Below are 17,342 nucleotides of genomic sequence, written 5' to 3'. Positions count from 1 at the left end.
TCCAGAGGAATCTGCCGCCATGACCTCCCCCCGCAACCGCGAAAGCCTGAGCAGGCGCCGCTTCCTCGGCGCGGCCGGAATGGCTGGCGCGGGGCTGGCCGCCTCGGCTACCGGTGCCCGCGCCGGGGCTCCCGACCCGCTGATCACCGACGTCCAGGACTGGAACCGCTATCTCGGCGAAGGCGTCGACAAGCGGCCCTACGGAATGCCCTCGCGCCATGAGAAACATGTCATGCGCCGGGACGTCTCCTGGCTGACGGCATCCCCGGAATCCTCGGTCAACTTCACGCCACTCCATGAACTCGACGGCATCATCACGCCGTCCGGCCTGTGCTTCGAGCGCCATCACGGCGGCATCGCCGATATCGAGCCGGCCAATCACCGCCTGATGATCCACGGCCTGGTCGAAAAGCCGCTGGTCTTCACCATGGAGGACATCCGGCGTATGCCGCGGCAGAACCGCGTTTACTTCCTCGAATGCGCCGCCAATTCCGGCATGGAATGGCGCGGCGCGCAGCTCAATGGCTGCCAGTTCACCCACGGCATGGTCCATAACGTCATGTATACGGGCGTGCCGCTGAAGGCCCTGCTCGAAGAAGCGGGTGTGAAGTCGACCGCCAAATGGCTGATGCTGGAAGGTGCGGATTCCTCCGGCATGAACCGTTCGCTCCCGCTCGAGAAGGCGCTGGGTGACGTGCTCATCGCCTTCGCCATGAACGGCGAGGCGCTGCGGCCCGAGCAGGGCTATCCGCTGCGCGCCGTCATCCCCGGCTGGGAAGGCAATCTCTGGGTCAAGTGGCTGCGCCGCATCGAAGTCGGCGACAAACCCTGGATGGCGCGCGAGGAAACCTCGAAATATACCGACCTTCTTGCGGATGGCCGCTCGCGCCGCTTCACCTTCATCATGGACGCCAAATCCGTGGTGACCAATCCCTCGCCGCAGGCGCCGCTGAAGCACAAGGGGCGCAATGTGCTGTCCGGGCTGGCCTGGTCGGGACGCGGCACGATCAAGCGTGTCGACGTCACGCTCGACGGCGGCAAGAACTGGCAGAGTGCCCGCATCGACGGCCCCGTTCTCGATAAGTCGCTGACCCGCTTCTATGTCGATTTCGACTGGGCCGGCCAGGAACTGCTGATCCAGTMCCGCGCCATGGATTCCACCGGCTATGTCCAGCCGACCAAGGACGAGCTGCGCAAGGTGCGCGGCGTCAATTCCATCTACCACAATAACGGCATTCAGACCTGGCTCGTCCGGGCGAATGGGGAGACCGAGAATGTCGAGATCGCCTAAGCTCGCCCTGCTTGCGGGTTTCGCGGCGCTCGCCGTCGTCGCAGCCGGCCCGTTGATCGCGCAACCTCAGAAGCAGGCCCAGCCCAAGCCCGTGCCGCATGCCGCCGGCCAGCCCGCGCACGCGAAACTCAATCTCGGCCGCCTGGCGCTGCCGGAAGAGATCAAGGCCTGGGACATCGACGTGCGGCCCGACGGCATGGGCCTGCCGCCCGGCAAGGGCACGGTGAAGCAGGGCGACGAGATCTTCCAGACGCAATGCGCGAGCTGCCATGGCGAGTTCGGGCAGGGCAATGGCCGCTGGCCCGTGCTGGCAGGCGGCCAGGGCAGCCTGACCTCGGACCGTCCGGAGAAGACGATCGGCTCGTTCTGGCCCGATCTCTCCACCGTCTACGACTACATCCGCCGCGCCATGCCCTATGGCAATGCGCAGTCGCTCTCACCGGACGAGATCTACGCCCTGACAGCCTATCTGCTCTACCTCAACGACATCGTGAAGGACGAGGAGTTCGAGCTGTCCGATAAGAATTTCACCAGCGTCAAACTTCCGAACGCGTCGACCTTCTATGACGATGACCGCGAAACCACCGAGAAGGCGTTCTGGGGCAAGGAGCCTTGCATKAAGGACTGCAAGGCCGAGGTAAAGATCACCGGGCGGGCCGCCGTGCTGGATGTGACGCCCGATTCCAAGACCGCCCCCAAGGTGGATTGATGGGGACAGGCTGCGCCACCGCAAAGTGCGCATCCCGGGTGGCCCTGGCCGCCCTGGTCGGTTTTGCGGCGCTGATCCCCGTGATGTCCTGCGCACAGGCGGCCGGCGATCGCGCGCTCGGCGAGTATCTTTCGTCGGAATGCACCGCCTGCCACCAGACCAGCGGGCGCCATGATGGAGGAATTCCTGCCATCGTCGGCGTCCCCGTCGACCAGTTCATCGCACTGATGAACAGCTACAGGGACCGGCAGCGAGAGAACCAGGTGATGCGCACCATCGCCGGGCGCCTGAGCCAGGAAGAGGTCGAGGCGCTGGCAAGCTATTACGGCAGCCTCAAACCAGCTCCATAGACCGGAAGCCGGCGAAACCCGAGGGAGGGCCAAATGTCACATTCATTAGCGGACGCCACTCGTCGCAGCATGCTTCTCGCAGCGGCCTCCGGCCTTGCCGCAGCAGCAACACCAGCAGGGGCAGCGCCGCGTGACCTCAAGCTGACCGACCTTCAGAAGGAAGCCGATGTCGCCTGTGTCTATCATTGTGATTTCGGCGATCCGCAGCGCTTCGTTCAGATGCTGACCAACATCGCAAACCATTACTCTGCCTATGGTGCCGATCCGTTCGCCCTGCAGTTGGTCGTCGTCGCGCATGGACAGGGCGTGAAGTTCTTCCTGAACGACCTTACCGACACCAGCTGGCGCGACGAGGCCATGGTGCCCAAGATTTTCGAGCGGATCGAGGATGTCGCAAAGAACGGTCTCAAGGTTCATCTCTGCGAGATCACCTTCGATCGGCTGAAGCTCGACAAGGCCAAGGCGCGCGATGCCGCGTTTATCAGCTTCGTGCCGTCGGGCGTGGCAGCCGTGGCTGCGCTGCAGGCCAAGGGCTTTGGCTACATGAAGGTTGGATAGGCCCGCAGAAGGCCTGCCGGGATCAGGGATCACCGGGTTCACTGACGATAATGGGGAGAGAGAGATGCTGATCGATCGCCGTTCACTGGTTCTGTCCGGGCTGGCGCTCTCCGGAGCGACGACCCTTGGCGCCCCCGCAGTGCTTGGCCAGGCGAAGCCGCGCGTCGTCGTGGTCGGTGGCGGCGCGGGCGGTGCGACTGCAGCCCGCTACATCGCCAAGGACAGCAATGGCGCCATTGCGGTGACGCTGGTCGAGGAGAATGAGCGCTACCAGACCTGCTTTCACTCCAACCTCTTTATCGGCGGGTTCAAGAGCTATGACGAGCTCGTCCATGGCTATGACGCGCTGACGAAGAACAACGGCATCACGCTTGCGCGCGCCCGCGCCACCGCGATCGACCGCGACAAGAAAGAGGTCGTGCTCTCCACCGGCGAGCGCCTGCCCTATGATCGGCTCGTGCTCTCCCCTGGCATCGACCTCAAATATGATTCCGTCCCGGGCTGGTCGAAGGAGGCCGAGGAAGCGATGCCGCATGGCTGGAAGCCCGGCCGCCAGACCCGGCTGATCAAGGAGCGGCTCGATGCGGTGCCGGATGGCGGCCTGATCGTGATGATCACCCCGCCCAATCCCTATCGCTGCCCGCCAGGTCCCTATGAGCGTGCCTCGATGTTCGCCCATGTCCTGATGCAGACCGGGCGCAAGCAGGCGAAGATCGTCATCCTCGATCCGAAGGAGAGCTTCTCCAAGCAGGGCGTCTTCCAACCCGACTGGGAGAAACGCTACGGCACGATGATCGAGTGGCTCGGCCCCAAGGTGCATGACGGCATCAAGTCGGTCGATCCCAAGACCAACACCGTGGTGACCGGCTTCGAAACCTACAAGAACTGTGCCTTCGTCAATGTCATCCCGGCCCAGATGGCGGGCGTGATCGCGCGCGAGGCTGGACTTGCGCCCGCCGGCGGCTATTGCGCCATCGATCCCGCGACGATGAAGTCGGCAGCCGATCCCGCCATCTTCGTCCTCGGCGATGCCTGCATCGCTGGCGACATGCCGAAATCCGCCTTCTCGGCCAACAGCCAGGCCAAGGTCGCGGCCATGGTCATCCGCGGCGAATTGTCCGGGTCGCGCACCTTCCCGCCGCGCTACGTCAACACCTGCTGGAGCCTGGTCGACACCGACGACGCCATCAAGGTTGGCGGTCGATATGAGCCGAAAGACGGCAAAATCGCCGCTGTCGAGACCTTTGTCTCGCAGCCCGACGAGAGCGACGAGCTGCGCAAGCAGACCCAGGCCGAGAACATCGGCTGGTATGCCGGCATCACCGCCGACATGTTCACGTGATTGGCCCAGGCGCCGATTAGAAGCATTCTGAATTTCCCGCCGCGCGATTCCGTGCGGCCCGCTGCCGATGAAGGAACCATGATGAAAGCGATTGCCTGCGCCACGATCCTGATCGCTGCCGCGATCTTCGGGAATTCAGCCCAAGCCCAGGACGTCGCCGCCGGCGAGCGCTCCTGGAACAAGTGCCGCGCCTGCCACCAGCTTGGCGAAAGTGCCAAGAATACGGTGGGGCCCATCCTGAACGGTCTCTTCGGTCGGCATTCCGGCTCCGTCGAGGGCTACAGCTACTCCAACGCCAACAAGAACTCCGGCATCACCTGGGACGAGACCGTCTTCGCCGAGTACATCAAGGATCCGCGGGCCAAGATCCCCGGCACCAAGATGGTCTTCGCCGGCATCAAGAACGAACAGGAGATCAAGGATCTCACCGCCTTCCTCAAGCAGTACGACAAGGACGGCAAGAAGATGTGAGCTGAGGCCAGCCTCGATCAGGCCGGCCCACGCCTGCGCGACGACGGGATCAGCCCTGTCGTCGCGTTGCTTGTTCCGTCAGGCGTATTTTGGCATGAGCGCTCGCAAGCGTTCCGAGCCCGGAACGGATTCTCTGCTCGCAAGCCAAGGCTCCCGCCATGTCGGACACGAAGCGCCCCCGCATTGCCATCACCTACTGCACACAGTGCAACTGGCTGCTGCGATCGGCCTGGATGGCCCAGGAACTGCTCTCGACCTTCGGCCCCGATCTTGGCGAAGTCGCGCTCCTGCCGGGTACAGGCGGGACCTTCCAGATCCATTATGACGACGTGCTGATCTGGGACCGCAAGAATGATGGCGGCTTCCCCGACGTGAAGGCGCTGAAGCAGCGCGTGCGGGATCGCCTCGACCCCGGCCGCGACCTCGGCCATCTCGACCAGAGCCACGGCTGAGCGATCCTGCTCGAGCGAGCCTCACGATCCCGGCGCCCGGCCGGGTATCACCTGTCGGGCGCGCTCTTCCTCTGCCCCGCCCTACCGACCGGAGCCTGGCAAGTTGAAGCTCAGGACCGCGAGCTCTGTCCTGTTATGCGCACCGAGCTTGCGCATGACATTGCGGACATGAACCTTGACGGTGCTTTCCTTCAGGTCGAGCTCATAGGCGATCACCTTGTTCGCCTTTCCATGCTGCACGGCCTCGAGCACTGCCGCCTGCCTGGGTGTGAACATCTGCCGGGGCCCGACCGGGTCTCCCGGCTTGCCGGCGCGACGCGACAACAGACTCCCCGACGGAATGAACACTCCGCCCGAACGCACCAGGCTCATCGCGCCGCGTGCCACGTCGAGGCTAAGCGTTGTCGGGATATAGCCTTTCGCGCCGGTCGCGATGGCCTCCAGCATCTCGTCGACGTCCTCGGTATCCGAAAGCAGAACCAGCGAGACATCGCCATCCGCGGCAAGCTCCTCGATCTCCCGCTCGATCTCCTTGCGGCAGCGCGGACCGCTCACATAGCGCAAAACCACCGTTCCCGGTCTCGGCGGGCTCGACCGCTCGCGACGCCATTCCGCCAGCGACGAAAACGTCTCGACCTCGTAATCACGACTTTGAGAGAGCAGGGATGAAGCCAGGCAATCACGGATCAATTGCCTGGCTTCGATGATGACGATGGCGGCAGGCTGCTCTCGGAGACGCGAAATCTCTTCGGCTCCCGAGCGAGTCAAGGATGGCCGCCGATCGGCCATGAGCGGCAGATTCTCATGTATATTTTCGAATATCATAACAATATCCTCGAATTAAAAGCGCATCGCCCCATAATTTTGCCAGAAATAAGTCTAAAAGGAGAACTGCCGCCGCTTTCTCCATGTATTAAATTTTACATCAATTCTAAGCCGGCCAAAGAAAATTATTCGGCGAACCAAACAAATGTTACCTTTTCAGCTCACCCTCTAGGACAAAAAATCGTGAAGACCTCATCAGAGGACTGTCTCTGCCTCTGCACCATTGACGGAGAGACCAGCCATACGGCGTAGCCGCTCCATGTCGTAAATGCTGAACTGGCCGGTCGCGAAGGACATCACCCGCTCAGCCTGCAGGAATTGCATGACGCGATGCAGGTGAACCCCGGTGACTCCGCAAGCCTCCGCCAGGTGGCGTTTCCCGAGCGGCGTCTTGAAGCCCCCGTCATGCATCAGCCCCCGGATCTGCAGGCGATCGTGCAACGTCACGACGAAATGGGCGAGCGCACGAGACGTCCGCCCCGCACCGAGCGCGGTCAGCGAATCCACGAGGCGGCGGCGCCCGGCAACCGCAGCACGCGTGATACTCCGCATGAAGCTCTCGTGCCGGAACATCTCGTCGACTCTCGCAGCAGCGAAACTGCACAGCATGACGGGGGTCAGGGCAATGATGGTGCTCTCTGAGGGGCCCGCCATCACCGTATCGAGACCGATCAGATCCCCGGGGAGGAGGATGGCGACGAGCTGACGCTCGCCGGACCCCAGAGCCCGGTACTCTGCAGCCCAACCGGAGAACAGCGTGAACAGGCCCGGCCGCGCGCCTCGTTCCAGGATCACGCTACCGGCTTCCGCAAACCTTTGCCCCTGCTTGAACTCTTCCAGGGTCGTAGCATCCGCATCCGACACGCCATGGAGCGCGGGGATCTGCCGCAACGGGCATGTCAGGCACCACACGCGTTCCCGCGCGACGCCCGCATGGCTCGATGCCACGGCCGACTGGATGCGATGCATAACCCCCCTCCGCCAAGGCCGCGCGATGGCCCGAAGGGTTAACTTATGTTAACCGCCAATCCCCGATAAGCTGCATTTGTCGGACCCAGTTTCAAACGTTTCATTGTACTTTGGCGCCCCAAAGGACTCCCCCACCGGGAAACTGCGCGTGGTGACGATCAATGGCTTCACGCATCGGCCGCGTGGACGTGCCGCTCCTCGCAGCACCGGATAAGAGCGGAAGCGACCCGCGCCAGCTGGGGTGCGACAAGTTCCGGGAAGATCGGCAGCGAGAGAAAACGCCGCGCCAGCCGCTCCGAGACTGGAAAGTCGCCGGGCACGTAACCCAACCCGGCATAGGCCGGCTGCAGATGAACCGGGCGGGGATAGTGGATGCCGGTCGAAACCCCCGCCTTGGCGAGTCCCGTCCGCAGCCTGTCCCGCTCTTCGCTCTGGATCGCGTAGACATGAAAGACGTGTTCCGCACGCCGGGCCGGAGCCGGAAGCTGCAGCTCAGTGTCGCCCAGCAGCCGCTCATAGGCCGAAGCGATCCGTCTGCGCTTCTGTGTCCAGCCATCGAGATAGGGCAGCTTGACCTGCAGCGCCACGGCCTGGATCGCGTCGAGGCGCAGATTGAAGCCGGGCCTGACGTGATTGGATCGTCCCTCCTGCCCCCAGTCGCGCAAGCTGCGCAGCAGCTGAGCGGCCTTGGAATCGTGAGTGACCACCGCGCCCCCCTCGCCGCAGGCCCCGAGATTCTTGCCGGGATAGAAGCTGAAGCAGCCATATGAGCCGAAGGCGCCTGCCCGCATGCCATCGCGCTCCGCGCCATGGGCCTGGGAAGCATCCTCGATCACGGTGATGCCGTAGCGATTGGCGATGGCGCCGATCGCCGCCATATCGGCAAGCCTGCCATGGAGATGGACGGGCACGACGGCACGGGTCGCCGGCGTGATGGCAGCCTCGAAGGCTTCCGGCGACATCGTGAAGCTGGTGGGATCGACATCGACCAGAACCGCCTTCGCTCCCGCATAGTGGATCGCGGCCACCGTTGCGACGAAGGTCATTGGTACCGTGATCACCTCGTCCCCGGGCTCGACACCGGCCGCGAGCAGGGCCAGGTGCAGGGCTGCTGTGCCGCTGCTCACGGCCACGGCTTCCCCGACACCGCAATATTCAGCGAACGCGCGCTCGAAGGCCGCGACCGGTTCGCCCAGGACATAGTTGCCGCTGCGCAGGACGGAGAGGACGGCCGCCTCAAGCGGCTCCTGCACCGTCTTGAACTGAGCCTTGAGATCGAGAAATGGGATCATGAGGTTTCCCCCAGTACGGTTTCAAACAACCTGGGCGCAGTGGCGTTGGCTCCGGCATGGCCGATGACGCTGGCCGGGACCCCGGCGACCACCGCGCGGGCCGGCACATCACGCATCACGACTGCGCCGCAGCTGACCACGGCGTAGCTTCCAATCTCGACCCCACAGCCAATGGTGGCATTCGAGCCGATCGACGCCCCTCGGCGCACGACCGTGGCGTCCTGGGCCCATGCCTGCGCCTCTCGCGATCCCCCCGGCCTGACCGCGCGCGGCATGCGGTCATTGGTGAACATCACGCCATGGGCGATCATGACCTCATCCTCGAGCACCACCCCCTCACAGATGAAGGAATGCGAGGATATCTTGCAGCGCCGGCCGATGCGGCTGCCGCGCTGGATCTCGACGAAGGGGCCGATCCGTGTGCCCGAGCCGATCGCACAGCCATAGAGATTGACGAGATCGGGGTGGCTGACGACGACATCATCACCGAAGTCCACATCGATGATGGGCATGGCGCTCCCCTTCCCTGCTCCGGCAGAACGCTAGCGTGCAAAAGCGGAACCGGAACGATGGGAATAGGGCGCGCCTCGTTCGGATGAAGCCTATAGGCGGATCGCCCGGAGCAGTAGGCTCCCTACACCTTCCGACGAATTGCTTCTCCTCCCGTGGCAGCAGGACCTTGCAGGCCGCGCCACCAAGGTCTGCCGCACCCCCGCCCGACGCAGCGCCTGACAATCGCCGGGGAAGACCGGAGGCGCGGCCTTGCGCACTGCCGCGGGCAGGATCCTCTCGATTTTTATTCGTGAATGAGCGGCCCGGCTGGCCGTCGCAGGGCAGATGCGCGCTCTCGCTCAGTGGACCGTTATCGCCAGCGCTCGACCCTGTTGGACAGAGGGGCCTCCGCTTCGGCAGATCGGCCCTTCCGGTTCAGTGAACGTATAGGTGACGGCGACGCATGATCCGGTCGAAGGCAGCGGCGCTCCGACGCGACCGGGTCGCCGCTCTCATGGTCGCCCGGCATCCAGGAAGCTGCGGACCAGAGCGACGGTCGCCGCAGGATTCTCCTCCATGATCCAATGTCCGCTACCGGGCACAACCGCGCCCTGGACGTTCTCGCCTGCGAACTTAATGACCGCAGCCATGCCCAGTCCGAAGGATTTCTCCCCCCCGATCGCCAGCACAGGGATCGTCAGCTTGCCCTTTGCCAGGAAGGCCTTGTTGTCGACAGCATCCTGATCGAAGGCGGCGAACTGGGCAAAGCCCGCGCGCATCGCCCCCGGCCTGGCGTAGAGCGCCGCATAATGCTCTCGCGCAGCTTCGCTGAACCGGCTGGGGGTCGCCGAGAATTCATTCCAGAAGCGATCGAGATAGATGCGCTCGCGGCCGGCGACGAGCCGCTCCATGTCGGGGCCGCCGAAGCGAAAGTGCCAGAGCAGCGGATTCTTCAGGATCTCCTCCCAGGGGCCGACGCCCGGCAAGGGGGCATCGATCAGCACGAACTTCGTCACGCGATCGCGATACCCGGCGGCAAGCGCAAATCCGACCATGTTGCCGATGTCATGGGTCACCAGCTCCGCCCGGTCCACCTTCAGGGCATCGAGGACGCCGGCAATGTCGGCGGCCTGGTTCTTCTTGTCGAAGCCCTTTTCGGGGATGGCCGAAAGGCCCATGCCACGCAGGTCGGGAACGATCACGGTCCGGTCCCGCGCGAGATCGGCCGCCATCTCGCCCCACATGTCGCCGGTTTCACCATAGCCGTGCAGCAGGACGACCGCCGGCCCCTGTCCGCCGACCCGTACGTGCAACGTCGTACCGTTGGTCGGGATCTCCTGCGTGCGGAAACCCGCCGGAAACGGAACAATCTGAGCCAACGCGGGGGCAGCGAAAAGAAGGGCGCCGGTAGCGGCGGCCAGGAAGCGAAGCATCGCGATCTCTCCTCATGTCCGGCCGGGCACTCCAGGGCACGGCCTTGCTCTCGACGAGATGATGGCGCTGCGCCATTGTCTGGAGTAGCCGCCAGAAAGCGAAACTGGTTTCCGGAAATAGCGAACAATGATGAAGCTCGACGGAGTCGCGGCATTCGTGATGGTCGCGGAAGCCGGATCGATCACCGCTGCGGCCCAGCGCATGGGACTGGCCAAATCCGTGGTCAGCGAACGGCTGGCGGAGCTGGAACGGCTGGTGGGCACGCGACTTGTGCAGCGAACCACCCGCAAGCTGTCGCTGACCGAAGGCGGCACCGCCTTCCTGGAGCGCGGCAGGCGCTTGTTGCGCGAGGCCGAGGAGGCCGTGGCAGAACTCGCCGAACGGCGAAGCGAGCTGGTCGGACCACTGCGGATCTCCGGACCCGTCAGCTTCGGGGTCCTGCATCTCGGCCCGGCGATCTTTTCCTTCCTGGCGACCAACCCCAAGATCGAGCTGGCACTGGAGCTGGAGGATCGCTTCGTCGATGCGGCGGCGGATGGCTACGATGCCGTCATCCGCCATGGCCCAATCCATGACACGCGACTTGTCGCGCGGCACATTGCGAGCAGCCGCCGCGTCCTCGTCGCCTCGCCTGCCTATCTGGATGCCTGTGGCAGACCGGGGACGCTGATCGAACTCAGGCAGCATCGCGCGATCCTCTACATAAACCGGGACTCGGACTGGCGGTTTCACAGCGAGAGCGGCGCAGTCGTGGTGCGAGCGCAGCCGGCCGTGCGCGTCAATAACGGGCTGATGATGCGCGACGCCGCCCTGGCAGGGCTTGGCATCACCTTGCTGCCGACCTTTGTCGTCCATGAGCAGGTCGCCCGCGGCGACCTGCAGATCGTCGATGTCGGGATCGAGGCCGAAGGCGCTGAAGTCCACGTCGCCCATCCCCGCGACCGCGCAGCCTCCGTCAAGGTACGCGCCTTGACGGAACATCTGCGCCAGAGTTTCGGGAATCCGCCCTATTGGGAGACAGCGGTCGCCCAGGCCTCGCCGATGTCGTGAACACGACACATTCTCGGCACCGCACTGCGCCGCCGAGGCATTGGATGCATCTGCGCTCAGACCGAGCGGCTGTAGCTGCGCCCCGGCTGAGCGAGATAGGCATCGAAGACCGAGGCCACCTTGCGGACAAGCAGGCGCGAATCCTCCGGCATCAGCACGCGACTGCCGTCGAAGTGAATGACCCCGTCCTGCGCCAGCGCCTTCAGTCGCGGGAAGGATGGCGCCAGATCCTCCGGGTTCGCCTTGTGCTTGGCGCAGACGGCGCCGATATCGACCGTGAGATCGCACATCAGGCGTTCGATCAGCTCGGCACGCAGCCGGTCGTCAGTACTGAGCCGGAAGCCTTTCGCCGTGGCCAACGCCCCGCTCAGCACACGCTCGGCATAGCGGCCGATGACGACCTCGTTCTGGACATATCCGCCGGGAAGGCGGCCGATCGCCGAGGCGCCGAAGCCGATCAGCGCCTCGGCGCCGTCAGTGGTGTAGCCTTGGAAATTGCGACGCAGCACGCCCTCTGCCCCTGCCTGCCCCATGCTATCGTCCGGCAGGGCAAAATGATCGAGGCCGATGCGGACATAGCCGGCGGCGACCAGCGCCTCGGCCATTGCCTCAGCCTGTTCGTGACGTTCCAACCCGTCAGGCAAATCCGCCTCGTCGATCCTGCGCTGATGTTTCTTGAAGCCGGGCACATGAGCATAGCCGAAGACCGAGAGGCGGTCCGGCCGCAACGCGACGCAGCGCTCGACGGTCTCGATGCAAGATCGGACCGTCTGCTTCGGCAGGCCGTAGATCAGGTCGAAATTCAAGCCGCTGATGCCGGCAGCTCTGAGCCCGGCGACGACGCTTGCCGTCTGCTCGACGCTCTGGATGCGGTTGATCGCCTCCTGCACCACCGGATCGAAGCTCTGGACTCCGAGGCTCGCCCGATTGACGCCGGATGCAGCCAAGGCCTCTGTCACCGCCCTTGTCAGCCTGCGGGGGTCGATCTCGACGGCGATCTCGGCCGAGGGGGCGATGACAAAGCGCTCCCGCAACAGCGCAACCAGACGAAGGAAATCGTCCGGCGCGATGATCGTCGGCGTACCACCGCCAAAATGGACATGCTGGACCTGGAGCGGCGCAGCGAGCCGATCGGCAACGAGCGCGATCTCGCGGCGCAGGACTGCGAGATAATCGACGATCGGCTGGTCGCGCAGGGCAACACTGGTGTGGCAGCCGCAATACCAGCACATCGAGCGGCAGAACGGGATGTGGAGATAGAGCGAGGCCTTCGTTCCGGGCCTCAGCGCCCGCAGCCAATCGCCATAACTTTCCGCACCGATCTCGCCCGTGAAATGTGGCGCAGTCGGGTAGCTGGTATAGCGCGGCAGGCGCTCGTCGAAATACCGCGCCCGGACATTGGTCATGACACGTATCCCTGTCTTGCCAGAGTCGATTTCAATGGCATGTGTCTAGCGCGCCCCGGCGAACGATCCTTGATCCAGGACAAATGCCGCCCCGATCGATGGGGCGTGCTACCGACTTGAGAGGATTGGGCTCTGGCGCGACCGCCATGGCTCCCAACGCAGTTCCGCCCATCGCTCAGAGCTCTTGCCAAGCACGGGCTCCTCTTCTGGAATACGCCACGCGCCGCCTGCGCTGTCGTCGCAGGTTGCTGCCGAGGCAAGCCCTCCGGGGTGCCGCGGCAGTTGCGTGCACGAAAATGGGGAACAGACCACACATGACGAAAACGCGGTTCGATATCTGGCTCGACCAGCATCACGCTGAGTTCACGGCGATCCGGCGCGACATCCATGCCCATCCGGAGCTCGGCCTGGAAGAACACCGCACGGCCGCGCTGGTCGCGGGCAAACTCCGGGAATGGGGCGTCGAGGTGACCGAAGGCGTCGGCGGAACCGGCGTAGTCGGTGTCATCCGTGGCCGCCGGCCGGGCCAGGGCGCGATCGGACTGCGCGCCGACATGGACGCGCTTGCGCTCATCGAGGAGACAGGGCTGCCCTATGCCTCGCAGAATCCGGGCCGCATGCATGCCTGCGGCCATGACGGGCACACGACCATGCTGCTCGGCGCGGMGCGCTACCTCGCCGAGAACCCCGATTTCGCCGGCAGCGTGAATCTGATCTTCCAGCCGGCGGAGGAAGGGCGCGGCGGAGCGCTCGCCATGCTGAAGGACGGGCTATTCGCGCGCTTCCCCTGCGATGCGATCTACGGGCTGCATAACTCACCAGGCATGCTGGCCTCGTCCTTCGGCACGTGCAACGGCCCGATGCTGGCTGCGGCCGATAGCTGGCAGGTGATCTTCCGCGGAGTCGGTGGGCATGGCGGCTCGCAGCCTCACCTCTCGACCGACATCACCTATGCCCAGGCCCATTTCGTGCTCGGATTGCAGGGCATCATCGGGCGCAATGTCGCGCCGCTCGACACCGCCGTGATCAGCGTCGGCTATGTCCATGCCGGCTCGGCGGAAGCCAGCAATGTCATCCCGGCAGAGCTCGTCATCGGCGGTACGGCGCGCACCTACGCGCCGGAAATCCGCGATCTGGTCGAGCGACGGATTGCTGAACTTGCCGCGGCAACCGCGCAAGCCTGGGGCTGCACCGCGGAGGCCTCCTATCGGCGCGGACCGAGCGCCTTGCGGAACCAGCCGGATCAGGTCGCAGTCGCAGTGGCCGCCGCGTCCGCTTCGGTCGGCGCCGCCAATGTCAATGGGGCGATCCGGCCGGGAACCGGGGCCGAGGATTTCGCCGAAATGATGCAGATCAAGCCGGGCGCCTTCATGCGCATCGGCAATGGCGTCGAGGCGGACGGCTCCTTCAAGGGACTTCACACGCCGCTCTTCGACTTCAACGACGAGATCATTCCCGACGGCATTCGCTACTGGGTGAACATCGTCAGCGAAGAGCTTGGCGAGGATCTGCGGGCAGCCGCGGCCTGAGGCTACCTGCACCACTATCCCGCGCCGCCGGAAGCGGCGCGGGACCATACTCTGCTGTCGAAGGGGCGCAGGTCCGCCCTCTTGCCGTTACGGTTACAGGCAACAGTTCCAGGCGCGCAAAACTGCGCCACGCTGGCAGTATGCCCTGCAGATGCGGGCCCTCAGTGCTTCGGCCGGAGGCTGCCATGGAGCAGGCGAAAAAGCGTGGATTAACGAGGCTCTTGCTGCGCTGGCCAGAACGGCGCGCGCAGCTGCGGGAAAAATTCGCCCGCGACCCCGGCTTTGCAGAGCTGTGCGAGGCTTATGAGGCAGCCTGCGAGGCCGAGTCCTATTGGACGAAATCGACACTGCCTGTGGGCCCGGCGCGAGCCAGGGAATACGACGCCCTCGTCTCCGCGACAGAACAAGATATCTTGATCCGGCTAGGTCTTTCTTAAGGGAGCCGACCCGGATTCTGGCGGAATTCATCGAATACTGCCTTGATCCATGCTGGCTCGCAGGGCATCATTGGGCTTTCAAGAGCTAATTACGGGCTTTCTTCAGTCCTAGCTGTCGAGGCGAGTGATGGGCGGGCGCATTGCAAGGCTGCATGACGGGAATCCTCCTCCCCAACTCGTCCTTGCAGCGTTGGACACTCTGCTGGCGCACGAGGCCTTGCGCCTTTCCGAGCGCAACCGGCGCTTCCTCTCTTTTGTCGTCACGCAAACCGTTGCGGGCCATTCCGACCGTATCAAGGCCTACTCGATCGGCGTCGATGTCTTCGGCCGCGACGACAGTTTCGACCCTGGCACCGACCCGATCGTGCGGATCGAGGCGACACGCCTGCGCTCGGCGCTGGCAACCTATTACGAGACGGCGGGAGCAAGCGCTCCCGTCAGAATCGCGATGCCACCCGGCAGCTACGTTCCATCCTTTACGTGGCGGCCGTCAGGGAATGGATCCACGAGACCGGCTTTCGCTACCGAGCCAGCGAGGATCGCGTCCGCCGGCGCCAGCCTGCCGACAATCATCATCAAGAACCTGACGGACCGCGCGGCCCGGCTTGCGGCAGTTCATGGCGACCTGCTTATCGAAACCATCATGAAGCGGCTCGTCACAGCCGGCTTCAGACTGTTCGCGATGCCGTCTGCCGAGCGCAGAGCTGCCGCGATCGCGATCAGCAAACTCCTCCTGCACCCCGACGAGACTTACGCGCTCGACATCGCGGTCCATCCGATGTCGACCTGCCAGCGCTTTTCCTGGTGCGCCACCGATCTGCGCAGCGGAGAGATCATCTGCTCCGACTTCGTCGATGAGACCGAACGCGACGTGCCTTGTGCGAGCACCATCGACATGATCGCTGCGCAGGCAGTCCAATCGGTGTCAAAGGCTCTCGCCGGCTGAACTGGTCGCCCGCCGCTCTCTTAGCTTACCGTAACTGTTACAGGCTTAAGCCCTTGCCGCCCCCATGCGACCGTCGCCCGGCGCGCATGGGCCGCGTCCGGCGGCTGTCGGGCTGGCCCGGAGCGTCGATCCGGCACCGGGACTGATTCATGGAACGCCACAAGTTCATGGCCGCCGCAGCCCTGGCACTGACGCTAGGGTTATCCGGCGGAGCAGCGAAGGCCCAGACTGCGCCTCCCGCCAAACCCAATATCCTTGTCATTTTCGGGGATGACGTCGGCCAGGCCAACATCAGCGCCTATACGCATGGGGTGGTCGGTTACAAGACGCCGAACATCGACCGCCTCGCCCGGGAAGGCATGATGTTCACGGACTACTACGCCGAGAACAGCTGCACGGCGGGGAGATCCTCCTTCATCACCGGGCAGACGCCGCTGCGCACCGGGCTTTCGAAGGTTGGTATCCCCGGCGCCCCGGTAGGTCTGCAGAAAGGCGATGTTACCATCGCCCAGGCCCTCAAGCCGCTCGGCTACGCCACGGGTCAATTTGGCAAGAACCACCTTGGCGACAAGGACGAGTACCTGCCGACCAATCATGGCTTCGATGAATTCTTCGGCAACCTCTATCATTTGAACGCTGAGGAAGAGCCGGAACGGCCCAACTGGCCGAAGGATGATCCGACATTCGTCAAACTGATGTCGCCGCGGGGCGTTCTGAGGACCTCCGCCGATGGCAAGATCGAAGATACGGGCCCACTGACGCGCAAGCGCATGGAAACTGTCGACGACGAGACTACGGGTTCCGCGATCGACTTCATGCAGAGGCAGGTACGCGCCAACAAGCCGTTCTTCACCTGGATGAATTTCACTCGCATGCATGTTTTCACGCATGTGCGGCCGGAGTTTCGCGGCAAGAGCGGCATGGCGGGTAACGAATACGCCGACGGCATGTGGGAGATGGACCAGAATGTCGGCAAGCTGCTGAAGACGCTGGACGATCTMGGCATTGCCAACAACACCATCGTCGTCTTCACGACCGATAATGGCCCCAACGCCTTCACCTGGCCGGATGCAGCGACGACACCGTTCCGCTCGGAAAAGGATACGAACTGGGAAGGCGCGTTCCGCGTGCCGGCCATGATCCGCTGGCCGGGCCAGGTCAAGCCGGGCGAAATCGCCACTGGCATCGTCTCGGGCCTCGACTGGTTCCCGACGCTGCTCGCTGCGGCTGGTGACACAGCCGTGAAGGATCGCCTCCTCAAGGGCTGGCAGCCGCAGGGCAACCCGACGACCTTCCGCAACCATCTCGATGGTTTCAACCAGATCGACTACCTCACGGGCAAATCCGACAAGAGCGCACGCAACGAGTTCTACTATTTCAACGACGATGGCGCCCTCGTCGCGATGCGCTTCGACAACTGGAAACTCGTCTTCGAAAAGCAGGAGCAGCCTGGCCAGATGGATGTCTGGGCGAATCCCTTCACTCCTTTGCGCCTGCCCAAGATGTTCAATCTGCGCATGGACCCCTACGAGCATGCAGAGATCTCCGGCAGCGGGTACGATCAGTGGCGGACCGAGAACGCCTATCTCGCCGCCCAGGGGGTGATGAAAGCCACGCAATTCCTCGAGAGCTTCGTGGAATATCCCCCGAGCCAGCGGCCCGCGAGCTTCGGCGTCGATCAGGTCCGCAAACAGGTGGACAGGAAGATCGACGAGTCGTTCAGGAAGCGTGGTCTGGAGTGAGCCTGTAACTCAGGTATGGTGCCAGCCGGCGTCGCGAGGCGCCGGCT

The 17,342-nt window shown here is 64.0% G+C and carries 18 protein-coding genes; 12 read left to right on the top strand and 6 right to left on the bottom strand.

Annotated features, from left to right (window positions below; genetic code table 11):
• The first annotated feature begins 19 nt into the window (after nt 1-19).
• The 7 genes from soxC to AC1DIO_RS19940 all read left to right on the top strand — a co-directional run bounded on the left by soxC (nt 20) and on the right by AC1DIO_RS19940 (nt 5,173).
• On the top strand, nt 20-1,291 hold the full coding sequence (gene soxC / locus AC1DIO_RS19970; RefSeq protein WP_476853982.1) for a sulfite dehydrogenase: 1,272 nt from the start codon (nt 20-22) through the stop codon (nt 1,289-1,291).
• A complete protein-coding gene (locus tag AC1DIO_RS19965; protein WP_476853981.1) occupies nt 1,275-2,000 on the top strand; it encodes a c-type cytochrome in 726 nt (241 codons plus the stop codon). The genes soxC and AC1DIO_RS19965 overlap by 17 nt, the downstream gene beginning before the upstream one ends.
• Before the next feature lie 38 nt (nt 2,001-2,038).
• The gene (locus AC1DIO_RS19960; protein WP_441488150.1) at nt 2,039-2,350 is read left to right on the top strand and encodes a c-type cytochrome; all 312 of its coding nucleotides are present in this window, start codon (nt 2,039-2,041) and stop codon (nt 2,348-2,350) included.
• Nucleotides 2,351-2,383: 33 nt separating this feature from the next.
• On the top strand, nt 2,384-2,908 hold the full coding sequence (locus AC1DIO_RS19955) for a DsrE family protein (RefSeq protein ID WP_441506956.1): 525 nt from the start codon (nt 2,384-2,386) through the stop codon (nt 2,906-2,908).
• Nucleotides 2,909-2,972: 64 nt separating this feature from the next.
• Nucleotides 2,973-4,250, top strand: coding sequence for an FCSD flavin-binding domain-containing protein (locus AC1DIO_RS19950; RefSeq protein WP_476853980.1), 1,278 nt, complete (start codon nt 2,973-2,975; stop codon nt 4,248-4,250).
• A 78-nt stretch (nt 4,251-4,328) separates the two neighbouring features.
• Complete coding sequence (locus AC1DIO_RS19945) at nt 4,329-4,721, top strand: c-type cytochrome (RefSeq protein WP_441506955.1); 393 nt, start codon at nt 4,329-4,331, stop codon at nt 4,719-4,721.
• 158 nt (nt 4,722-4,879) lie between these two features.
• The gene (locus tag AC1DIO_RS19940; protein WP_043238576.1) at nt 4,880-5,173 is read left to right on the top strand and encodes an Rdx family protein; all 294 of its coding nucleotides are present in this window, start codon (nt 4,880-4,882) and stop codon (nt 5,171-5,173) included.
• Nucleotides 5,174-5,254: 81 nt separating this feature from the next.
• On the opposite strand, the gene AC1DIO_RS19935 is transcribed toward AC1DIO_RS19940, so the two are convergent.
• The 5 genes from AC1DIO_RS19935 to AC1DIO_RS19915 all read right to left on the bottom strand — a co-directional run bounded on the left by AC1DIO_RS19935 (nt 5,255) and on the right by AC1DIO_RS19915 (nt 10,184).
• Nucleotides 5,255-5,941, bottom strand: coding sequence for a helix-turn-helix transcriptional regulator (locus AC1DIO_RS19935; RefSeq protein ID WP_441506954.1), 687 nt, complete (start codon nt 5,939-5,941; stop codon nt 5,255-5,257).
• 252 nt (nt 5,942-6,193) lie between these two features.
• Entirely contained in the window at nt 6,194-6,967 is a 774-nt protein-coding gene (locus tag AC1DIO_RS19930; RefSeq protein WP_476853979.1) for a Crp/Fnr family transcriptional regulator, read from the bottom strand.
• Between the two features lie 167 nt (nt 6,968-7,134).
• A complete protein-coding gene (locus AC1DIO_RS19925) occupies nt 7,135-8,259 on the bottom strand; it encodes a DegT/DnrJ/EryC1/StrS family aminotransferase (protein ID WP_441506953.1) in 1,125 nt (374 codons plus the stop codon).
• The gene (locus AC1DIO_RS19920) at nt 8,256-8,771 is read right to left on the bottom strand and encodes an acyltransferase (protein WP_441506952.1); all 516 of its coding nucleotides are present in this window, start codon (nt 8,769-8,771) and stop codon (nt 8,256-8,258) included. The genes AC1DIO_RS19925 and AC1DIO_RS19920 overlap by 4 nt, the downstream gene beginning before the upstream one ends.
• 492 nt (nt 8,772-9,263) lie before the next feature.
• Nucleotides 9,264-10,184, bottom strand: coding sequence for an alpha/beta fold hydrolase (locus AC1DIO_RS19915; RefSeq protein WP_476853978.1), 921 nt, complete (start codon nt 10,182-10,184; stop codon nt 9,264-9,266).
• Nucleotides 10,185-10,311: 127 nt separating this feature from the next.
• Between AC1DIO_RS19915 and AC1DIO_RS19910 the strand changes: the two genes are divergently transcribed.
• Nucleotides 10,312-11,235, top strand: coding sequence for a LysR family transcriptional regulator (locus AC1DIO_RS19910; RefSeq protein WP_441506951.1), 924 nt, complete (start codon nt 10,312-10,314; stop codon nt 11,233-11,235).
• A gap of 56 nt (nt 11,236-11,291) precedes the next feature.
• On the opposite strand, the gene hemN is transcribed toward AC1DIO_RS19910, so the two are convergent.
• The gene (gene hemN / locus AC1DIO_RS19905; RefSeq protein ID WP_441506950.1) at nt 11,292-12,641 is read right to left on the bottom strand and encodes an oxygen-independent coproporphyrinogen III oxidase; all 1,350 of its coding nucleotides are present in this window, start codon (nt 12,639-12,641) and stop codon (nt 11,292-11,294) included.
• A gap of 314 nt (nt 12,642-12,955) precedes the next feature.
• Here hemN and AC1DIO_RS19900 point away from each other — a divergent pair, with 314 nt between their 5' ends.
• The 4 genes from AC1DIO_RS19900 (at nt 12,956) to AC1DIO_RS19885 (ending at nt 17,295) form a co-directional block, all read left to right on the top strand.
• Complete coding sequence (locus tag AC1DIO_RS19900) at nt 12,956-14,170, top strand: amidohydrolase (protein WP_476853977.1); 1,215 nt, start codon at nt 12,956-12,958, stop codon at nt 14,168-14,170.
• Nucleotides 14,171-14,355: 185 nt separating this feature from the next.
• Nucleotides 14,356-14,607, top strand: a complete 252-nt coding sequence (locus AC1DIO_RS19895; RefSeq protein ID WP_441506948.1) for a hypothetical protein — start codon at nt 14,356-14,358, stop codon at nt 14,605-14,607.
• A gap of 127 nt (nt 14,608-14,734) precedes the next feature.
• Nucleotides 14,735-15,553, top strand: coding sequence for a hypothetical protein (locus AC1DIO_RS19890; protein WP_441506947.1), 819 nt, complete (start codon nt 14,735-14,737; stop codon nt 15,551-15,553).
• 149 nt (nt 15,554-15,702) lie between these two features.
• Entirely contained in the window at nt 15,703-17,295 is a 1,593-nt protein-coding gene (locus tag AC1DIO_RS19885; protein WP_476853976.1) for an arylsulfatase, read from the top strand.
• The last annotated feature ends 47 nt before the right edge of the window (nt 17,296-17,342 follow it).

It is taken from the genome of Allobosea sp. 05T439, assembly GCF_056396005.1.
This window is presented reverse-complemented; position numbering and strand designations above follow the sequence as displayed.

What these genes read in the sequence shown, in the direction of transcription:
- AC1DIO_RS19955 (WP_441506956.1), top strand. Translation starts at nt 2,384, where the DNA reads ATGTCACATTCATTAGCGGACGCCACTCGTCGCAGCATGCTTCTCGCA.
- AC1DIO_RS19950 (WP_476853980.1), top strand. Translation starts at nt 2,973, where the DNA reads ATGCTGATCGATCGCCGTTCACTGGTTCTGTCCGGGCTGGCGCTCTCC.
- AC1DIO_RS19945 (WP_441506955.1), top strand. Translation starts at nt 4,329, where the DNA reads ATGATGAAAGCGATTGCCTGCGCCACGATCCTGATCGCTGCCGCGATC.
- AC1DIO_RS19940 (WP_043238576.1), top strand. Translation starts at nt 4,880, where the DNA reads ATGTCGGACACGAAGCGCCCCCGCATTGCCATCACCTACTGCACACAG.
- AC1DIO_RS19930 (WP_476853979.1), bottom strand. Translation starts at nt 6,967, where the DNA reads ATGCATCGCATCCAGTCGGCCGTGGCATCGAGCCATGCGGGCGTCGCG.
- AC1DIO_RS19925 (WP_441506953.1), bottom strand. Translation starts at nt 8,259, where the DNA reads ATGATCCCATTTCTCGATCTCAAGGCTCAGTTCAAGACGGTGCAGGAG.
- AC1DIO_RS19920 (WP_441506952.1), bottom strand. Translation starts at nt 8,771, where the DNA reads ATGCCCATCATCGATGTGGACTTCGGTGATGATGTCGTCGTCAGCCAC.
- AC1DIO_RS19915 (WP_476853978.1), bottom strand. Translation starts at nt 10,184, where the DNA reads ATGCTTCGCTTCCTGGCCGCCGCTACCGGCGCCCTTCTTTTCGCTGCC.
- AC1DIO_RS19910 (WP_441506951.1), top strand. Translation starts at nt 10,312, where the DNA reads ATGATGAAGCTCGACGGAGTCGCGGCATTCGTGATGGTCGCGGAAGCC.
- hemN (WP_441506950.1), bottom strand. Translation starts at nt 12,641, where the DNA reads ATGACCAATGTCCGGGCGCGGTATTTCGACGAGCGCCTGCCGCGCTAT.
- AC1DIO_RS19895 (WP_441506948.1), top strand. Translation starts at nt 14,356, where the DNA reads ATGGAGCAGGCGAAAAAGCGTGGATTAACGAGGCTCTTGCTGCGCTGG.
- AC1DIO_RS19890 (WP_441506947.1), top strand. Translation starts at nt 14,735, where the DNA reads ATGGGCGGGCGCATTGCAAGGCTGCATGACGGGAATCCTCCTCCCCAA.